The sequence below is a fragment of the Pseudomonas sp. MT92 genome (genome assembly GCF_058792515.1).
Genome location: NZ_JBXAFA010000003.1, coordinates 42,621 through 58,547 on the forward strand (window position 1 = coordinate 42,621; position 15,927 = coordinate 58,547).

The window sequence follows — 15,927 nt, forward strand, 5'->3', positions numbered from 1 at the left end:
TGGGGGAAATTCCTGTGTTTGGGCGGTTTTTGGGGGGAGAGGGGAACTGCGCTCGGGCGTTGGTTTTACCGCAGGATTCGTCGTCTACAGGGTTGCCGCGATCATGACCAGGTTCAACGCCTGCATGAACGGCGTGATCGTCGCCAGGCCTGTGGCCTGTAGGGCGATCATGATTATCGTCTGCGCCGGATTCAGCGCCAGAGCGGCCAGCAGCTGAATGTCCGTGGCGACCTGCTCGGCAATGCCGATGACCGTGGACGTTGTCGAGCTCAGCAATGACGTGGCCGACAACGTCGCCAGGACGATCACCCCTGCCACGGCAAGGATGAATACTGCCACCCATGCTTGCGCCCCCATGTCTACCTCCGCTGCCGATTGTGCCGATGCGCACCATCAGCCAAAGCAAGGGGCGGGCCAATGCCCGGCAGCGGCTAGCGAAACCGCTCCGGGATGGCCTCGGCAAACGGATAGAGCGAAAAGTAAGGCCGGGCTTCGTCGATGACCCGCTGGAACGACGGCCGCTGGGTCAACCGTTCGAAATACCCCTGCAAGTGCCGGCAGTCCGCGGGAAACGGCAGCAAGGTGCTGGCATAGAAAAGGGCCGGGCAGGCGGCGCAGTCGGCCAGGCTGAAGTCCGGGCTGGCCACCCAGGTGCGACCGGTCAACTGGCGCTCGAGCATGCCATAGGCGGTCATCAGCGCGGCGCGCTCGCGGGTCAGGTCGCCATGGGTCCCACGCAGGCGATCGGCTACGATCTGTTGCATCGGGGTCTGCACATGAAGGTCGAAGAAGCGGTCCCACAGGCGCACTTCCAGCGCGGTGTCCCAATCAACGGGAATCAGCGGGTGCCGGCCAGCATGGAAGTGGTCCAGGTACTCGATGATGACACTCGACTCCGCCAGGTTGCGCTGGCGCGCGTGATCGCGGATGACCGGGAACTTGCACGGCGGCCAGAGCGCCTGGAGCACTGAGCGGTCCGCCTCGCTGGTGAGGTCGATGATTTTCTTTTCGAATTCGATGGCCTGTTCGTAGAGCGCGACCAGCACTTTGTGGCAGTACGACGACAGCGGATGGTAGTAAAGAGTCAGCGGCATCTTTCAGCTCCGGCTTGCAGGGCGACCCTTGCAGTATTGGCCAGGGTCCGGCAACACGCCTCTGTCACGCCTTGAAATGTTTTAAGCGTTTCGCCGAGCGCCAGCCGCCAACAGCGCCATCCGTCACTTCCCAACCTTGATACCCATGGCCATTCATCGGGCGCGCCCTCGTGCGTGCGGAAGTTGGCGGCGAAAAAACCGAATAACGATAAGAAATCACCGGGAACACCCCCAGGGCAGCGGACACGTTCAGGAACGTCGGTTTCTCGCTGCGCAATGGCCAGTCGAACACCGAAGGCGGCCTCGACGTTGATCAGAGCCGCTTCTTCGTCAACGACACGCGGTCGCTGTTGTAAGTCTAGGGGGACTTTTTCAGGCGGTACGCCAGCGCGGGCCGGGTCAGGCCCAGCAGGCGGGCCGCCTCCGAGACGTTGTGCTGGCTGCGTTCCATGGCTGCCTGAATCAACGCATCCTCCACGCCGTCCAGGCCGATACCGCTGTCGATGATGGTGTCGATCCAGTCCTGGTCGCTGGCAAGCGCCGATTTGACCAGGCGTCCATCGCTGGCCAGGCCAATGCTTTCGGCCAGTTGCGGTGAATGCGGGAAGAGGGCGTCGACGGTGATGCTCTGGTTCTCATCGGTGATGATCACGCCGCGCTCCATCAGGTTTTCCAGCTCGCGGATATTGCCGGGCCAGTCGTAGTGCAGGCACACCTGCAGCGCCCGGTCCGACAGGCCCAGGGTTTTTTTCTTGTAGCTGGCATGGAGTTTTTCCAGGAAGTGATCGATCAGCAGCGGGATGTCTTCGCGGCGTTCGCGCAAGGCCGGAATGCGCACCGGGAACACGTTCAGACGGTAGAACAGGTCCGCCCGGAAACGCCCTTGCTTGACCGCGTTTTCCAGGTCTTCGTGGGTCGCGGTGATGACCCGCACGTCGACCTTGCGGGTCTGCGAATCACCGACCCGTTCCAGCTCCTCTTCCTGCAAGACCCGCAGTAGCGTGGCTTGCGCACGCGGGGTCAATTCGACGATTTCATCGAGGAACAGCGAGCCGCCGTTGGCCCGCTCGAAACGCCCCATGCGCGATTGCTGGGCACCGGTGTAGGCGCCTTTTTCCACGCCGAACAGTTCGGCTTCGATCAGGTCGGGCGGGATGGCGGCGCAGTTCAGCGCGACAAAGGGCCCGCCGGCCCGTTCGCTGCGCAAGTGCAGGCTGCGGGCGATGACTTCCTTGCCCACGCCGGTCTCGCCCAACAGCAGCACCGAGGCCTTGCCCAGGGCCACCTTGTCGATCAGTGCGCAGGTCCTGCGGTACACCGCCGACTGGCCGATGCCGTAGAACTTGCCGGCTTCAATCTGCAAGCGCTGGCGCATGTTGGCCACTTGCACCTGCAGCGCTTGCAGTTCATCGATGATCGGGTCGCTCTGGAAGTAGCGCATGATCTCTTCGGCGTCATCCCACTGCTCGGCGGGCTTGCCGATGATCCGGCAATGCGTGTCGCCGCAACCGCGGCAACTGACCTCCTTGTAGATGATTTGCCGGCCGAGGAAAAACGAGCTGTAGCTGATGGCATAACCGAGCAGCATCCAGCACACCGGCTGATCGGAGTGGAGGTTCTCGGTCCGGCAGTTTTCCACTTCAAAGGAGTCCTGCCATTCGATATCGGCGTAGAACTGGCCGTTCTCCAGATCGATGTCGATGGTCTGCGGGCGCACGTTGACCATGCCCTTGAGCGAGTGCAGTTGGGGGCCGGTGAAGAACATGTCCACATCACTGCCCTGGGGCCGCAACTTGCGCGCCAGCTCCGCATCCTTGAGCCCGGACTGATAGCCCAGGCGCAGGAAAAATCCCTTGGCGCGCTCGACGCCGAGCATCTCGATCAACTCGCGTCTGCACGATGCCATCATCGAAACCTGGATCAACAACATGCGTTGTTCATCCAGCCAGATTTTCCCTTCGCTGCCGAGAAAGCGAACCTGGTCGCTCAGGTCCTTGAGCGACGGCGGGTGCTGGGTAGCCTTGTACGTGGTGATCATTCAGTGCGCCCCTGATTTGTAGTTATTGGGGTGGCGATGCGGTCCGCTCAGGCTTTTGGCGGATTGTTCCAGGCATCGTAGCGACCTCGGTTTTTCAGGCAAGGCAAGGTCGCTTTTTCTTTTTCTAAGCGGCCTGAAAGCGGACCAAAAGTCAATCGCCGGATGATCGCTCATTTGCTCGAAGGGGCCGGGGACGATTGATCAAATGATCAATTTGCCGCTGCCGAGGTCTTGTCCGGCAGCCGCTCTTGAACTCTGCCTGGTGGTCGGTGCGTGCGTTTAACTGTTTGTTTTTAAACAAATAAAAAATCGATTTCGAACGATTTTTCGTCGCTGGCACCCTTGTTGCTCCGTACCCCGACCATAACAAGGGAGTACCCGAGCATGAGCCAACCTGGCAGCACTTTCGATCAGATGCCGCGTTACATCCGTGTACGCAGCGAGCCTGACGCCACCTTCGTCGAATTCGATTTCGCCATCGGCTATCCCGACCTGTTTGTCGAGTTGGTAATGCCGCATCAGGCGTTCCGGCAGTTTTGCGAAAACAACCGGGTGCAGCACATGGACGCCCAGATGTCCGAGGCCCTCGACGCCGATGCGCAGAAGTGGCGCTACGGCGAAACCCGCGACGCTGATCAGGTCGCCGCCCCCCCAACACAACAAAAACCACAGGAGTCCACTCCATGAGTGTCGAGATCAAGACGACGACCGTCGAGACGATCCGCAACACCTTCAGCCACACCCGTCGCCGCTTTGGCGACAAGGTGGCCAGCCGTTATCAGGAAGCCAGTTTCGACCTGGAGTCGGCGACCAACTTCCATTACCGGCCGCTGTGGCAGCCAGACAAGTTGCTCAACGACGCCACCCGCACGGCGGTGGTCATGGCCGACTGGTACGCCGTCAGCGACCCGCGCCAGTACTACTACGGGGCCTACGTCCAGGCCCGGGCCAAGATGCAGGAAAACGCCGAGCACGATTACGCGTTCTGCGAAAAGCGCGACATGCTCGCCGGTCTGTCCGGCGCCAATGTCCAGTTGATCAGCACGCTGTTGTTGCCGCTGCGCCACGCCGAGATGGGCGCCAACATGAACAACAGCAACATCGCCGCCGATGGCTTTGGCACCAGCGTGACCCAGATGCACATGTTCCAGGCCATGGACCGCCTGGGCATCGCCCAGTACCTGTCGCGCATCGGCCTGATGCTCGACGACGGCGATGTCCTGCTGCTGGCCCAGGCCAAGCAACAGTGGCTCAAAGACCCGGCATGGCAAGGCATGCGCCGCTACGTCGAGGACACCCTGGTGGTGCGCGACTGGTTCGAATTGACCGTGGCGCAAAACCTGGTCAGCGACGGCCTGGTGTACCCGCTGCTGTTCCACAAACTCGACGAACAGCTGACGGCCAACGGCGCCGGCCAGGTCGGCATGCTGACCGAATTCATGCGCCTGTGGTTCGCCGAGAGCCAGCGTTGGGTCGATGCCCTGCTCAAGACCGTGGTCAACGAAAGCGCCGCCAACAAGGTGCTGGTGCAAGGCTGGGTCGATCACTGGAGCCATCGCTCGGTCGAGGCGCTGCAAGCGCTGGCGGCCCTGGGGCTCGATCCATCGGCGCTGGATACGGTGTGCAGCGAATTCGACTCGCGCCTGAAAAAACTCGGCCTGACAGGAGCCCAAGCATGACTTCCCTCGTTTACATGAACCTGCAGGACACCGACTACGCGCGCTCGATCGTCGACGCCATCGTCCAGGACAACCCCCATGCCGAGATCCAGCACCAGCCTTCGATGATCCGCATTGAAGCCCAGGGCCGGCTGGATATCCGCCGCGAGACGGTCGAGGCGCTGACCGGCAGCGTCTGGGACATTCAGGAAATGCTGATGTACGTGATCACCCTGGGCGGCAACGTCGTGGAAGAGGACGACAGTTTTTCCCTGTACTGGAACAACTGATCCATCGCCAACAGCCGTTTGATCCATAACAAGAATTCGGGAGTGCCATCATGGCCGTGAAAAAACGCCTTAATGCCAAAGAAAAATACCGCTGCATGACCCGTGACCTGGACTGGGAGCCGAGCTACCAGACCCACGAGGACATCTACCCCCATGAGCGTTTCGAAGGGATCAAGATCACCGACTGGGACAAGTGGGAAGACCCGTTCCGCCTGACCATGGACACCTACTGGAAGTACCAGGCCGAGAAAGAGAAAAAACTCTACGCGATCTTCGACGCCTTCTCGCAAAACAACGGCCATACCACGCTGTCGGACGCCCGTTACGTCAACGCGCTGAAGCTGTTCCTGTCCGGTGTCACGCCGCTGGAATACCAGGCCTATCAAGGTTTCGCCCGGGTCGGCCGGCAGTTCAGCGGTGCCGGTGCACGGATCGCCTGCCAGATGCAGGCCATCGACGAACTGCGCCACGTGCAGACGCAGATCCACGCCATGAGCCACTACAACAAGCACTTCAACGGCCTGCATGACTTCGCTCACATGCACGACCGCGTGTGGTTCCTCTCGGTGCCCAAGTCGTTCTTCGAAGATGCGCGCACGGCCGGTCCGTTCGAGTTCCTGACGGCGATTTCGTTTTCGTTCGAGTACGTGCTGACCAACCTGCTGTTCGTGCCGTTCATGTCAGGCGCGGCGTTCAATGGCGACATGGCCACGGTGACCTTCGGCTTCTCCGCGCAGTCCGACGAGGCGCGGCACATGACCCTCGGTCTTGAGGTGATCAAGTTCCTGCTCGAGCAACACGAAGACAACGTGCCGATCATCCAGCGCTGGATCGACAAGTGGTTCTGGCGCGGCTACCGCCTGCTGACACTGGTGGGGATGATGATGGACTACATGCTGCCGAACAAAGTCATGTCCTGGTCCGAAGCCTGGGGCGTGTATTTCGAAGAGGCCGGCGGTGCATTGTTCAAGGACCTGGAGCGCTATGGCATCCGTCCACCCAAGCACGTCGAAGAAGCCAACATCGCCAAGGATCACGTCAGCCATCAGGCCTGGTCGATCTTCTATCAGTACAGCCAGGCGACCAACTTCCACACCTGGATGCCCACCGACGAGGAACTGGACTGGCTCTCGGAAAAGTACCCGGACACCTTCGACAAGATCTACCGCCCACGTTTCGAACACTGGCGCGCATTGCAGGAAAAGGGCGAGCGCTTCTACAACCCGACCTTGCCGATGCTCTGCCAGATCTGCCAGATCCCGCTGTCGTTCGGCGAGCCGGATGACCAGACCACCCTCAGCCATCGCAGCGCCGAGCACGAGGGCGAGCGCTATCACTTCTGCTCCCAGGGTTGCTGCGACATCTTCGAATACGAGCCGACCAAGTACATCCAGGCCTGGTTGCCGGTGCATCAGATTCTGCAGGGCAACTGCGGTGGTGCGGACGTCGAGTCGGTGGTGCGCGATTACTACAACATCAATCCCGGCCAGGACAACTTCGAATACCTGGGCTCCACCGAGCATCGGCGCTGGCAGGACTGGCACCCGAACGATCGCAACAGCGCGCCGGCCACCTCGAAACCCTAACCCTTGTGGGAGCGAGCCTGCTCGCGATGGCGGTTGAACATCCACCTGTATCGGTGGCCGTCAGATCGCTTCGCCGGCAAGCCGGCTCCTACAGATAACTGACAATAAGAAGGAAAACGATCATGCCTGTGACTGCCATCGGCGCCTACGACGCCCAACCCCTGGACCGCCAGGAAAATTTCCATGGCCTGCAGCTGGTGTACCTGTGCTGGGAACGACACCTGATGTTCTGCGCCCCGTTTACCTTTCCGTTGCCCCCGGCGATGCCGTTCAGCGATTTCATCGAGCAGGTGGTCAAGCCTTCGATTGCCCGGCACCCGGATGCGCCTCGGGTCGATTTCGCCCAGGCCCTGTGGCGCCTCAACGATCAGCCGTTCACCCCTGACCTTGGGGCGAGCCTGATCGCCAACGGCATCGATCACAAGAGCCTGCTGCACCTCGACACCCCTGGCTTGAACGGCCTTGCCGGCAGCTTCAACTGAGGACATAGCGATGAGCTATCAAGTAACCATCGAACCCACGGGTGAGCAGATCGAAGTGGAAGAGGGCCAGACCATCCTGCAGGCCGCCCTGCGCCAGGGCGTCTGGCTGCCGTTTGCCTGCGGTCATGGCACCTGCGCCACCTGCAAGGTCCAGGTGCTCGAAGGCGAAGCGGACCTCGGCGCAGCCTCGTCTTTCGCGCTGATGGACATGGAGCGCGATGAGGGCAAGGTGTTGGCGTGCTGTGCCATTCCGCAGAGCGACATGGTGATCGAGGCCGACATCGATGCCGACCCGGATTTCCTCGGGCATCCGGTCGAGGACTACCGCGCGGTGGTCAGTGCGCTGGTGGACCTGTCACCGACCATCAAGGGCGTGCACCTCAAGCTTGACCGGCCCATGGCCTTTCAGGCGGGGCAGTACATCAACCTGCAATTGCCCGGCATCGAAGGCACGCGGGCTTTTTCCCTGGCCAATCCACCGAGCCGTGCCGATGAAGTTGAACTCCATATACGGCGGGTCGACGGCGGCCTGGCCACGGGCAAGATTCACGACGACTTGAAGGTCGGCGATACGGTGGATCTGTCCGGGCCGTACGGCCAGTTTTTTGTGCGCACCTCGCAAAGTGGCGACCTGATCTTCATCGCCGGCGGCTCCGGTTTATCGAGCCCGCAGTCGATGATTCTCGACCTGCTGGAAGCCGGCGACAGCCGCCAGATCGTGCTGTTTCAGGGCGCGCGCAACCGTGCCGAACTCTACAACCGCGAACTGTTCGAGGCGCTGGCCCGGGAGCACGCCAACTTCACCTATGTGCCGGCGCTCAGTCAGGCGGTCGAGGATTCCGACTGGACGGGGTTCAAGGGCTACGTGCATGACGCCGCGAAGCAGCATTTCGACGGTCGCTTCAACAACCGCAAGGCTTACCTGTGCGGGCCGCCGGTGATGATCGATTCGGCCATTACCTGCCTGATGCAGGGGCGGTTGTTCGAGCGCGACATATTCATGGAGCGCTTCTACAGCGCCGCCGACGGCAGTGAGCAAACCCAGCGTTCGGCTTTGTTCAAACGCATCTGACACAGCCCTTGACCCACTGTGGGAGCGAGCCTGCTCGCTCCAACCAGTAATGGAACCTGCCTTCTCGACACCCCGCGAGCGGGCAGGGCGTGCCTGACCGATAACAACAATAAAGGTTGAAACGAATGACTCGCAGAACAAACAAGCTGCTCTTGATCTCCACCCTGGCCAGCGTCAGCGCGGCGCTCGCTGTCCCGGTGCACGCCACCGAAGGCGGAGGAACGTCTTACCCCTTGGGCGCGGAAAACTACATGTCCGGGGCGATGCCCCCACCGGGCTTCTACGGGCAACTGTTCGTCAATCACTATGAAGCCGACAACCTGCGCGGCAACGACGGCAAGAAACTCCCGGTGGATTTTCGCGTGCGCGCCAACGCCATCACCCCACGGCTGATCTGGGTCAGCGATTACACCCTGTTTGGCGCCAGCGTGGCGCTGCACGCGATCGTCCCGCTGGTGGACCTCAAGGTCGATCTCAACGGTCAGTCGCAAAGCAAACAGGGTCTTGGGGATGTGATCTTCGGACCGGCACTGGGCTTTCACCACAGCGAGAAATTCCACAGCATCCTCGCCCTGGACATGATCGCCCCCACCGGTCGTTATGACAAAGGCGACCTGGCCAACATCGGGCGTAACTACTGGGTGATCGAGCCGGTCTACGCCCTGTCCTACGTCGACCCGAACGGGCTCAACCTCGATGCCAAGGTGATGTACGACTTCAACCGCGAGAACCCGGCCACCGACTACCGATCGGGGCAGGAGTTTCACGTCGACTATGCCGTCGGCTGGGGGCTGGGTAATGGTTGGGTGCTGGGCGTGGGTGGCTACTACTACCGACAGACCACCGATGACCGCCAGAACGGCGAGACGATCGAAGACAACAAGGGCCGGGCGCTGGCCATCGGGCCGTCGATCAAATACACCAGCAAGGAGGGCTGGTTCGTCACCGGGAAGTGGGAGCAGGAAACCGAAGTGCGCAACCGGGCGCAGGGTAACGCGTACTGGATGAAACTGACCGTGCCGTTCTGACAGGGTACAACCCTGTAGGAGCGAGCCTGCTCGCGAAGCGGTGTATCAGACGCTATTTAAGTCGTCTGACACCCTGTATTCGCGAGCAAGCTCTCCCACACCCTTTATCGGCCGCCAGACAGCGGCGGGGTGCGCGGCGGGATCAGGCGCTTGGACCCGGTCGATTCGAACGCCGAAGCAAAACGCAGCAGCGCCGAATCGTCATAGGCACGACCGGCGAAGGTCAGGCCGACGGGCATGCCGATGTCGGGCATCACACCCATTGGGACGGTAACCGTCGGCACGCCCAGGTGGCGGATGGCGAGGTTGCCGTTGGCCACCCAAACGCCGTTGCTCCAGGCGATATCCGCTGACTGCGGGTCGACATCGGCGTTGGCCGGCGCCACGTCGGCGACGGTCGGGAACAGCACCGCGTCGAGCCCCAGGCGATCCATCCATTCTTCCAGGTCGATGCGCCGGGTCTGTTCAAGACCACGCAGGCCGTCAGGCACCGTGCTGATCTGGTCCCACGGCGTAATGCCGCGTTCTGCCATCTTCACGTATTCGTCCATGCCGGCGGCCAGGTCGCCCTCACGGTTAGGCAGCGTGCCCGGGTCGTGCGGGAAAATCAGCGGCCCGTCGACGTCGACCAGACGGTTGAGTTTCGGATCGCCGTTGGCCTGCAGGAAATCATCGAAGGCCCAGGCCGTCAGGTCCCACAATTCGTGGTGCAGGAACTCTTTGGAGACAATGCCGCGGTTGAACACGGTCGGCGCACCGGGACGATCACCTTCGCAATTGGAAACCAGCGGGAAATCGACTTCGAGCACTTCGGCGCCAGCGGCTTCCAGGGCCTTGCGTGCTTGCTGCCACAGCCCGATCACCGAATCACGGGTAATGATGCGTTGCCCGGTCGGTCCGCCGATACCCGGTGCCTCGCTGGTGCCGGCTTCGGCATCGGCGTTGATGTACATGCGCGGAACGCCGAAGCGCTTGCCCGCCAGTGAGTCGGACGTAACCGCAAGTTCCTGATAGGAAGCCGGGCGCACCGAGGCAACGCTCGGAATCGGCACCCAGGGTTGCAGGCGCCACAGATCGCCGCGAGTGTCGGTATCTTCCGCTACCACCACGTCGAGGACCTCAAGCAGGTCGGCCATGGTCCGCGCGAATGGCACGACCACGTCCATGGTCGGCGTCAACGGCCAGTTGCCGCGCACCGAAATCACCCCGCGTGAAGGCGTATAGGCGCACAAACCGTTGTTCGACGCCGGGCCACGGCCACTCGACCAGGTTTCTTCGGCCAGGCCGAAGGCGGCGAAGCTGGCAGCGGTGGCCGTGCCGGCGCCGTTCGACGAACCCGAGGCGAACGGCGCGGTGAGGTAGTTGGCGTTGTACGGGCTCTCGGCACGGCCATAGACGCCCCGCTGCATGCCGCCATTGGCCATCGGAGGCATGTTGGTCTTGCCCAGGCAGATCGCCCCGGCACCGCGCAGGCGTTCGATGGTGAACGCGTCGCGATAGGCAATCAGGTCCTTGAAGGCCGGGCTGCCCGAAGCCGCCGTGAGTCCCTTGACCAGGTAACTGTCCTTGGCCGTATAGGGGATGCCATCAAGCGGACCCAGCGTCTGGCCCTTGGCCCGACGGGCATCGGAGGCCTGCGCTTCAGCGAGTGCTTCGGGGTTGCGCACCACGACCGCATTGAGGGCAGTGGGCGTGTCGGTGCCGTCGTACGCATCGATCCGGGCGAGATAGGCCTGGACCAGCTCAACCGCCGTGGTCTGGCCGGACTCCAGCGCAGCGCGCAGTTGGGCGATGGAAACTTCAGTGACCTCGATCATGCCGCCACCGCCGCTTGCTGATGGGCGACACGGTGATGGCGGCCATCGCACAAGGTCCTGGAAACAGCGACATCGCTTTTCTGAAAATGGGTGTTCATATCGGTTCTCGTTGCACGGCGTTCCGCGACGCGGGCTGTTTTTAGGGCTGAGCGCAGTATTTTGCACCAAGTCGGGAGGAGGGCAATCGCTGTGATGGGGTCTGAGCCCTGGCTGGGGGCTGAACGAGGATTTGTAATCGCCCTGGGAGCTGGTCATTTTTGCACATCGCAGCTACCTGAAAACTGCAAATGGTCAGGCAAGAAGTTATCGCGAAACCTCGGGAAACACATTAGGTGGAGGGGGGAGTGAAGGGAGGATGTGATTATTTAATTCATTTTTTCGATTGGTAATGCCAGGTGGTTGCACCTATTCCTGGGCGTTGAGTACTGATTTTTGGTCATTTTGTAGCTTGCGTCTGTACATGATGTAGGAGAATTCCTAACGTTGCTTTGGGGTGTGGAAAGATGGTGTGGGATAGTTCAATGTTGTCGGGATGTTAACGGGGCGTGACTTTTAAGGGCGTCGCGCTTGTTCGAAATTAAATGGAATTTATGCTTTATGGTTGGCGCTTTATTGTGTCGGGCTATTTAGAGTCATGAGTTTCATTCTTGCATGAGTTGTAGCGGATTTTACTATTTGCTACTTAGGTCTGGAGGAATTATGGCTTCAAACAGTTTTCAAAATGAAGTGCCCAAGGCTCGGGTCAACATAAAACTCGATTTGCATACTGGCGGCGCACAGAAAACAGTCGAATTGCCCCTCAAATTGATGGTCATGGGTGACTACAGCAACGGCAAGGAGCAGCGCCCTTTGTCGGAGCGAACCAAAGTCAGCGTGAACAAGAACAACTTCGACAATGTATTGGCTGATTTTTCCCCCGCGTTGAAAGTGGCAGTGGAAAACGTTCTGGCGGATGACGCCACCGATACATCGGTCGAATTGAATTTCCAGAGCATGAAGGATTTCGAACCAGAGCAAGTCGCACGGCAAATACCACAGCTGCGTGCCTTGCTGGCGATGCGCAACCTCTTGCGCGATCTCAAGTCCAACCTGTTGGACAACGCCACCTTTCGTTATGAGCTGGAGCGTATCCTCAAGGATGATGCGCTGAGTGATGAGCTACGAGCCGAATTGGCCGCCCTGGCTCCGGCAGAAGTTAATTAATTTAATTCGGTTCGTCTAAAGGGAAGTTTTCTCAATGTCCTTAGAAAGTTCTAACGTGCAATCGCGCGGCGCTACAGTGTTGTCCGAAGAAAATGCAGGCGTGTATGGCGCGCTGTTTGGAAAAATAAATCTTAGCCCCGTTGAAACATTGGCGGATATTGAAGCGTTCCAGAATTCCGAGGCGCTTTCGGAGGCCACCGCCGATGAGCGGGTAACCGCCGCCGTCAGTGTGTTTCTGAACTTGCTAAAACAATCGTCGCAGAAAGTCGAACGCCTGGATAAAACGCTGCTGGACGAGCACATTGCATCGCTGGATGCGCAGATCAGTCGCCAGCTCGACGCGGTCATGCATCACCCTGATTTCCAGCGGGTAGAGTCAACCTGGCGCGGCGTCAAATCGCTGATCGATCAGACCGATTTCCGCCAGAATGTGCGGATCGAACTCCTGGATATCAGCAAGGATCACCTGGTACAGGATTTCGAAGATGCGCCTGAGATCGCTCAAAGTGGTCTGTATGTGCATACCTACACCCAGGAATACGACACGCCGGGTGGCGAACCGATTGCCGCGGCCATTTCCAACTTCGAGTTCGATCGCAGTCCGCAGGACATTGCCCTGCTGCGCAATATTTCCAAAGTGTCTGCCGCCGCGCACATGCCATTCATTGGTTCAGTCGGCCCGGCCTTTTTCGGCAAGCAGTCGATGGAAGAGGTCGCCGCCATCAAGGATATCGGCAACTACTTTGACCGTGCCGAATACATCAAGTGGAAGTCATTCCGCGACAGCGACGATGCCCGCTACATCGGCTTGCTCATGCCGCGAGTGCTCGGCCGCCTGCCTTATGGCCCGGACACCATTCCAGTGCGCAGCTTCAACTACGTCGAAAGTGTCAAAGGGACTGACCACGATAAATACCTGTGGACCAACGCTTCGTTCGCCTTCGCGGCAAACATGGTCAAGAGTTTCATCGCCAACGGCTGGTGCGTGCAGATTCGCGGGCCGCAGTCGGGTGGCGCGGTCACCGATCTGCCGATCCATCTGTACGATCTCGGCACCGGCAACCAGGTGAAGATCCCTTCGGAAGTGATGATCCCAGAGACTCGCGAATTCGAGTTCGCCAACCTCGGCTTCATCCCGCTCTCGTATTACAAGAATCGTGACTACGCGTGCTTCTTCTCGGCCAACTCCGCTCAGAAGCCGGCGTTGTATGACACGGCTGACGCCACCGCCAACAGCCGGATCAATGCGCGCCTGCCTTATATCTTCCTGCTGTCGCGCATTGCGCATTACCTGAAGCTGATTCAGCGCGAGAACATCGGTACGACCAAGGACCGTCGTGTGCTGGAGCTGGAGCTGAACAAGTGGATCAGTGGATTGGTCACCGAAATGACCGATCCAGGGGACGACCTGCAGGCTTCGCATCCACTGCGAGAGGCGAAGGTGACAGTCGAGGACATCGAGGACAACCCCGGCTTTTTCCGCGTCAAGTTGTACGCCGTGCCGCATTTCCAGGTGGAAGGCATGGACGTCAATTTGTCGCTCGTTTCGCAGATGCCCAAGGCGAAAGCCTGAGTCTGTTCAAAACCAAGCCATTTCGTAGGGAAACGTCCTCATGAAAATCGACCGCCCCTTGTGGGCCGCGGGGGCTCTCTTGTCTCCGCAGCAGTTCCAGCAGCAGGCGCGCTGGGAATCCTGGGCCAATGAGCGATTGGCTCATTTGTCTCTGGTGCACCCTTGGGGCATCCAGGCCGTGGGCTTTGATATGGAAGCCCTGCGCCTGGGCAAACTCAAGGTGACCTTGCTGCGTTTGCGTATGCCTGACGGCACCCTGATCGATTCCGATCATGTAGATCGGTTGCCTGACGGGCTGGAGCTGGGTCGATTACTGCCCGATGAGGTTCAGGTCGCAACGTTGGTCCTGGCCTTGCCGCTGGAGCAGGCCAACGGTAACAACTGCCTGTTCGACGCAGCCAGCGCTGATCGACCGACCCGCTATCGCCAGGATTGGCGACAGGTCCAGGACATCTACGCCGATGAGGTGCAATCGATCGGCGTGCTGGAACATGTCCTGAGCCTGCGTTTTGATCACGACGAGAACGGCGATTACCTGACTTGCCCGATCGCGCGCCTGGTGCGCGACGGGCAGGGCGCCTGGAGCGTTGATAGCAGCTACGTGCCGCCTCTGCTGCATTTCGCGGCGCATCCGGGTCTGCTGACGCAACTGGATAATCTGTTGACCCAGTTGTCTGCCAAACGCCAGCGATTGATGGGCATGCGGCGTGAGAGCAACCAGCGGATGGCCGATTTCGCCGTGGCCGACGTTTCGTTGTTCTGGCTACTCAATGCCTTGAACACCTACCAACCGGTGCTGGCTGACCTCAAGGCCTGGCCTGCACGGCATCCCGAGCAGGTCTATCAGGAACTGACAAAGCTGGCCGGCAGCCTGCTGACGTTCTCGCTCGAACACGATATCGAACAGATCCCGCCTTACAGCCACGAACAGCTGGAAAGCGTATTCCCACCGCTCTTACGATTGATTTCGACGTTGCTGGAAGCCAGCCTGCCATCGCGGGTCATTGCCTTGCAGCTGGAAGAAATGGGTGTGAACCGTTGGCAGGTCACCCTCAACGATGCGCGTCTGCGCGAGCGGGGTGGTGCCGATTTTTACCTGTCGGTGCGCAGTCGTTTGCCAGCCGTGCAGTTGCAGGATCAGTTCCCGCGCCTGTGCAAGATCGGTACGCCGGATGAGGTCAATCGTTTGGTCAATGCCGCGCTTAACGGCGTGCCTTTGCAGTCGCTCAGTCATGTGCCGGCTGCTATTCCCCTGCGCCTGGAAAACCAGTATTTCGCCCTTGATCTCAACGATGCCAAAGGGCAGGCCGTGCTGGCCGAAGGTGTCTGTGCTTTCTACGTTCCGAGCACGCTGACCGAAGTCAAACTTGAACTATTCGCGGTGTTACGCGCATGAACCTGAATACTTCCAAAAAACGCACGGCAGCGGCGGTGGATATCGACGCGCTGTTGCAGGACAGCTTCCTGCTGGTGGTCCAGTTGCGCCAAGGGGCGTCGGCGCACAACGGCGAGCAACTGAAAGCGCTTTGCGTGAAACAGGTCGAGTACGTCAGTCACTCGCTCAAGGAGGCTGGCCTGAATCAGCGCAGCATCGACCACATCAGTCACGCACAGTGCGCGTTGCTGGACGAAACCATGCTCAATTGTGTCAAGGACGATGCGGGTGCCCATGCCCAATGGGCCAGCGAGCCGTTGCAAGCGAAGTTTTTCAATCGTCACCAGGCCGGTGAGTTTCTGTACGAGGACATGCGTGAGGTACTACGAGAACCCGCGCCGGACCTGCAGGTGCTGACCGCATTCCAGCGAGTATTGATGCTGGGTTTCCAGGGCCGCTATCGCAACGCCAATGACCCTGAGCGGTTGCAGCTGTTGGCTGAGCTGAATACCCGGGTCACCCCTCTGAAACTGCGTCACACATTAACCGGGCAGGTCAGCGGCGGTCAGGCGGTGATGGGACTCGATTGGTTGCACTCACCGTTGTTCCAATTATTGGCGGTCAGCTTGCTGCTGGTCGGCGTGTGGTGGGGGCTGGATCATCTCTTGGGTGGTCTGGTCGCTACGTTGTTGCCCGCAGGCGACTGAGGTG

The 15,927-nt window shown here is 60.0% G+C and carries 16 protein-coding genes; 11 read left to right on the forward strand and 5 right to left on the reverse strand.

The window, feature by feature from the left end; translation table 11 throughout:
- Window positions 1-84 precede the first annotated feature (84 nt).
- The 4 genes from AC1Q6D_RS06055 to AC1Q6D_RS06070 form a co-directional block, all read right to left on the reverse strand.
- Complete coding sequence (locus tag AC1Q6D_RS06055) at window positions 85-357, reverse strand: hypothetical protein (protein WP_103404876.1); 273 nt, start codon at window positions 355-357, stop codon at window positions 85-87.
- 74 nt (window positions 358-431) lie between these two features.
- Complete coding sequence (locus AC1Q6D_RS06060; RefSeq protein WP_103404875.1) at window positions 432-1,094, reverse strand: glutathione S-transferase family protein; 663 nt, start codon at window positions 1,092-1,094, stop codon at window positions 432-434.
- A 64-nt stretch (window positions 1,095-1,158) separates the two neighbouring features.
- A complete protein-coding gene (locus AC1Q6D_RS06065; protein WP_146041504.1) occupies window positions 1,159-1,386 on the reverse strand; it encodes a hypothetical protein in 228 nt (75 codons plus the stop codon).
- A gap of 66 nt (window positions 1,387-1,452) precedes the next feature.
- Window positions 1,453-3,132, reverse strand: a complete 1,680-nt coding sequence (locus tag AC1Q6D_RS06070) for a sigma-54-dependent Fis family transcriptional regulator (protein WP_103404874.1) — start codon at window positions 3,130-3,132, stop codon at window positions 1,453-1,455.
- A 384-nt stretch (window positions 3,133-3,516) separates the two neighbouring features.
- Here AC1Q6D_RS06070 and AC1Q6D_RS06075 point away from each other — a divergent pair, with 384 nt between their 5' ends.
- From AC1Q6D_RS06075 to AC1Q6D_RS06105, 7 genes are all read left to right on the forward strand, one after another.
- Window positions 3,517-3,819 carry a phenol hydroxylase subunit gene (locus tag AC1Q6D_RS06075; protein ID WP_103404873.1) on the forward strand — a complete coding sequence of 101 codons (303 nt, stop codon included), beginning with the start codon at window positions 3,517-3,519 and terminating at the stop codon, window positions 3,817-3,819.
- Complete coding sequence (locus AC1Q6D_RS06080; RefSeq protein ID WP_103404872.1) at window positions 3,816-4,811, forward strand: aromatic/alkene monooxygenase hydroxylase subunit beta; 996 nt, start codon at window positions 3,816-3,818, stop codon at window positions 4,809-4,811. The genes AC1Q6D_RS06075 and AC1Q6D_RS06080 overlap by 4 nt, the downstream gene beginning before the upstream one ends.
- Window positions 4,808-5,080 (forward strand): MmoB/DmpM family protein, encoded by a 273-nt coding sequence (locus AC1Q6D_RS06085; RefSeq protein ID WP_103404871.1) that lies wholly within the window; start codon window positions 4,808-4,810, stop codon window positions 5,078-5,080. The genes AC1Q6D_RS06080 and AC1Q6D_RS06085 overlap by 4 nt, the downstream gene beginning before the upstream one ends.
- A gap of 50 nt (window positions 5,081-5,130) precedes the next feature.
- Window positions 5,131-6,666, forward strand: a complete 1,536-nt coding sequence (locus AC1Q6D_RS06090; RefSeq protein ID WP_103404870.1) for an aromatic/alkene/methane monooxygenase hydroxylase/oxygenase subunit alpha — start codon at window positions 5,131-5,133, stop codon at window positions 6,664-6,666.
- Window positions 6,667-6,788: 122 nt separating this feature from the next.
- Window positions 6,789-7,148: a phenol hydroxylase subunit P4 gene (locus AC1Q6D_RS06095; protein ID WP_103404869.1), complete on the forward strand. Its 360-nt coding sequence runs from the start codon at window positions 6,789-6,791 to the stop codon at window positions 7,146-7,148.
- A 10-nt stretch (window positions 7,149-7,158) separates the two neighbouring features.
- Complete coding sequence (locus tag AC1Q6D_RS06100; protein WP_103404868.1) at window positions 7,159-8,220, forward strand: NADH:ubiquinone reductase (Na(+)-transporting) subunit F; 1,062 nt, start codon at window positions 7,159-7,161, stop codon at window positions 8,218-8,220.
- Between the two features lie 125 nt (window positions 8,221-8,345).
- The gene (locus tag AC1Q6D_RS06105) at window positions 8,346-9,248 is read left to right on the forward strand and encodes a SphA family protein (protein ID WP_103404867.1); all 903 of its coding nucleotides are present in this window, start codon (window positions 8,346-8,348) and stop codon (window positions 9,246-9,248) included.
- A 104-nt stretch (window positions 9,249-9,352) separates the two neighbouring features.
- Here AC1Q6D_RS06105 and AC1Q6D_RS06110 read toward each other — a convergent pair whose 3' ends face one another.
- Window positions 9,353-11,065, reverse strand: a complete 1,713-nt coding sequence (locus tag AC1Q6D_RS06110) for an amidase (protein WP_103404866.1) — start codon at window positions 11,063-11,065, stop codon at window positions 9,353-9,355.
- 699 nt (window positions 11,066-11,764) lie between these two features.
- On the opposite strand from AC1Q6D_RS06110, the gene tssB reads away from it, so the two are divergent.
- From tssB to tssL, 4 genes are read left to right on the forward strand one after another with little or no spacing between them, the layout of a single operon-like run.
- A complete protein-coding gene (gene tssB / locus AC1Q6D_RS06115; RefSeq protein ID WP_103404865.1) occupies window positions 11,765-12,268 on the forward strand; it encodes a type VI secretion system contractile sheath small subunit in 504 nt (167 codons plus the stop codon).
- Between the two features lie 34 nt (window positions 12,269-12,302).
- A complete protein-coding gene (gene tssC / locus AC1Q6D_RS06120) occupies window positions 12,303-13,841 on the forward strand; it encodes a type VI secretion system contractile sheath large subunit (RefSeq protein ID WP_103404864.1) in 1,539 nt (512 codons plus the stop codon).
- 40 nt (window positions 13,842-13,881) lie between these two features.
- Window positions 13,882-15,237: a type VI secretion system baseplate subunit TssK gene (gene tssK / locus AC1Q6D_RS06125; protein ID WP_103404863.1), complete on the forward strand. Its 1,356-nt coding sequence runs from the start codon at window positions 13,882-13,884 to the stop codon at window positions 15,235-15,237.
- The gene (gene tssL / locus AC1Q6D_RS06130) at window positions 15,234-15,923 is read left to right on the forward strand and encodes a type VI secretion system protein TssL, short form (RefSeq protein WP_103404862.1); all 690 of its coding nucleotides are present in this window, start codon (window positions 15,234-15,236) and stop codon (window positions 15,921-15,923) included. Before tssK ends, tssL begins: the two co-directional genes overlap by 4 nt.
- The last annotated feature ends 4 nt before the right edge of the window (window positions 15,924-15,927 follow it).

Bases quoted from the DNA above. Each gene is read 5' to 3' on its own strand.
- AC1Q6D_RS06105 (WP_103404867.1), top strand. From the start codon at position 8,346: ATGACTCGCAGAACAAACAAGCTGCTCTTGATCTCCACCCTGGCCAGC.
- tssC (WP_103404864.1), top strand. From the start codon at position 12,303: ATGTCCTTAGAAAGTTCTAACGTGCAATCGCGCGGCGCTACAGTGTTG.
- AC1Q6D_RS06070 (WP_103404874.1), bottom strand. From the start codon at position 3,132: ATGATCACCACGTACAAGGCTACCCAGCACCCGCCGTCGCTCAAGGAC.
- tssL (WP_103404862.1), top strand. From the start codon at position 15,234: ATGAACCTGAATACTTCCAAAAAACGCACGGCAGCGGCGGTGGATATC.
- tssB (WP_103404865.1), top strand. From the start codon at position 11,765: ATGGCTTCAAACAGTTTTCAAAATGAAGTGCCCAAGGCTCGGGTCAAC.
- AC1Q6D_RS06080 (WP_103404872.1), top strand. From the start codon at position 3,816: ATGAGTGTCGAGATCAAGACGACGACCGTCGAGACGATCCGCAACACC.
- tssK (WP_103404863.1), top strand. From the start codon at position 13,882: ATGAAAATCGACCGCCCCTTGTGGGCCGCGGGGGCTCTCTTGTCTCCG.
- AC1Q6D_RS06100 (WP_103404868.1), top strand. From the start codon at position 7,159: ATGAGCTATCAAGTAACCATCGAACCCACGGGTGAGCAGATCGAAGTG.
- AC1Q6D_RS06110 (WP_103404866.1), bottom strand. From the start codon at position 11,065: ATGATCGAGGTCACTGAAGTTTCCATCGCCCAACTGCGCGCTGCGCTG.
- AC1Q6D_RS06060 (WP_103404875.1), bottom strand. From the start codon at position 1,094: ATGCCGCTGACTCTTTACTACCATCCGCTGTCGTCGTACTGCCACAAA.
- AC1Q6D_RS06095 (WP_103404869.1), top strand. From the start codon at position 6,789: ATGCCTGTGACTGCCATCGGCGCCTACGACGCCCAACCCCTGGACCGC.
- AC1Q6D_RS06075 (WP_103404873.1), top strand. From the start codon at position 3,517: ATGAGCCAACCTGGCAGCACTTTCGATCAGATGCCGCGTTACATCCGT.
- AC1Q6D_RS06090 (WP_103404870.1), top strand. From the start codon at position 5,131: ATGGCCGTGAAAAAACGCCTTAATGCCAAAGAAAAATACCGCTGCATG.
- AC1Q6D_RS06085 (WP_103404871.1), top strand. From the start codon at position 4,808: ATGACTTCCCTCGTTTACATGAACCTGCAGGACACCGACTACGCGCGC.
- AC1Q6D_RS06055 (WP_103404876.1), bottom strand. From the start codon at position 357: ATGGGGGCGCAAGCATGGGTGGCAGTATTCATCCTTGCCGTGGCAGGG.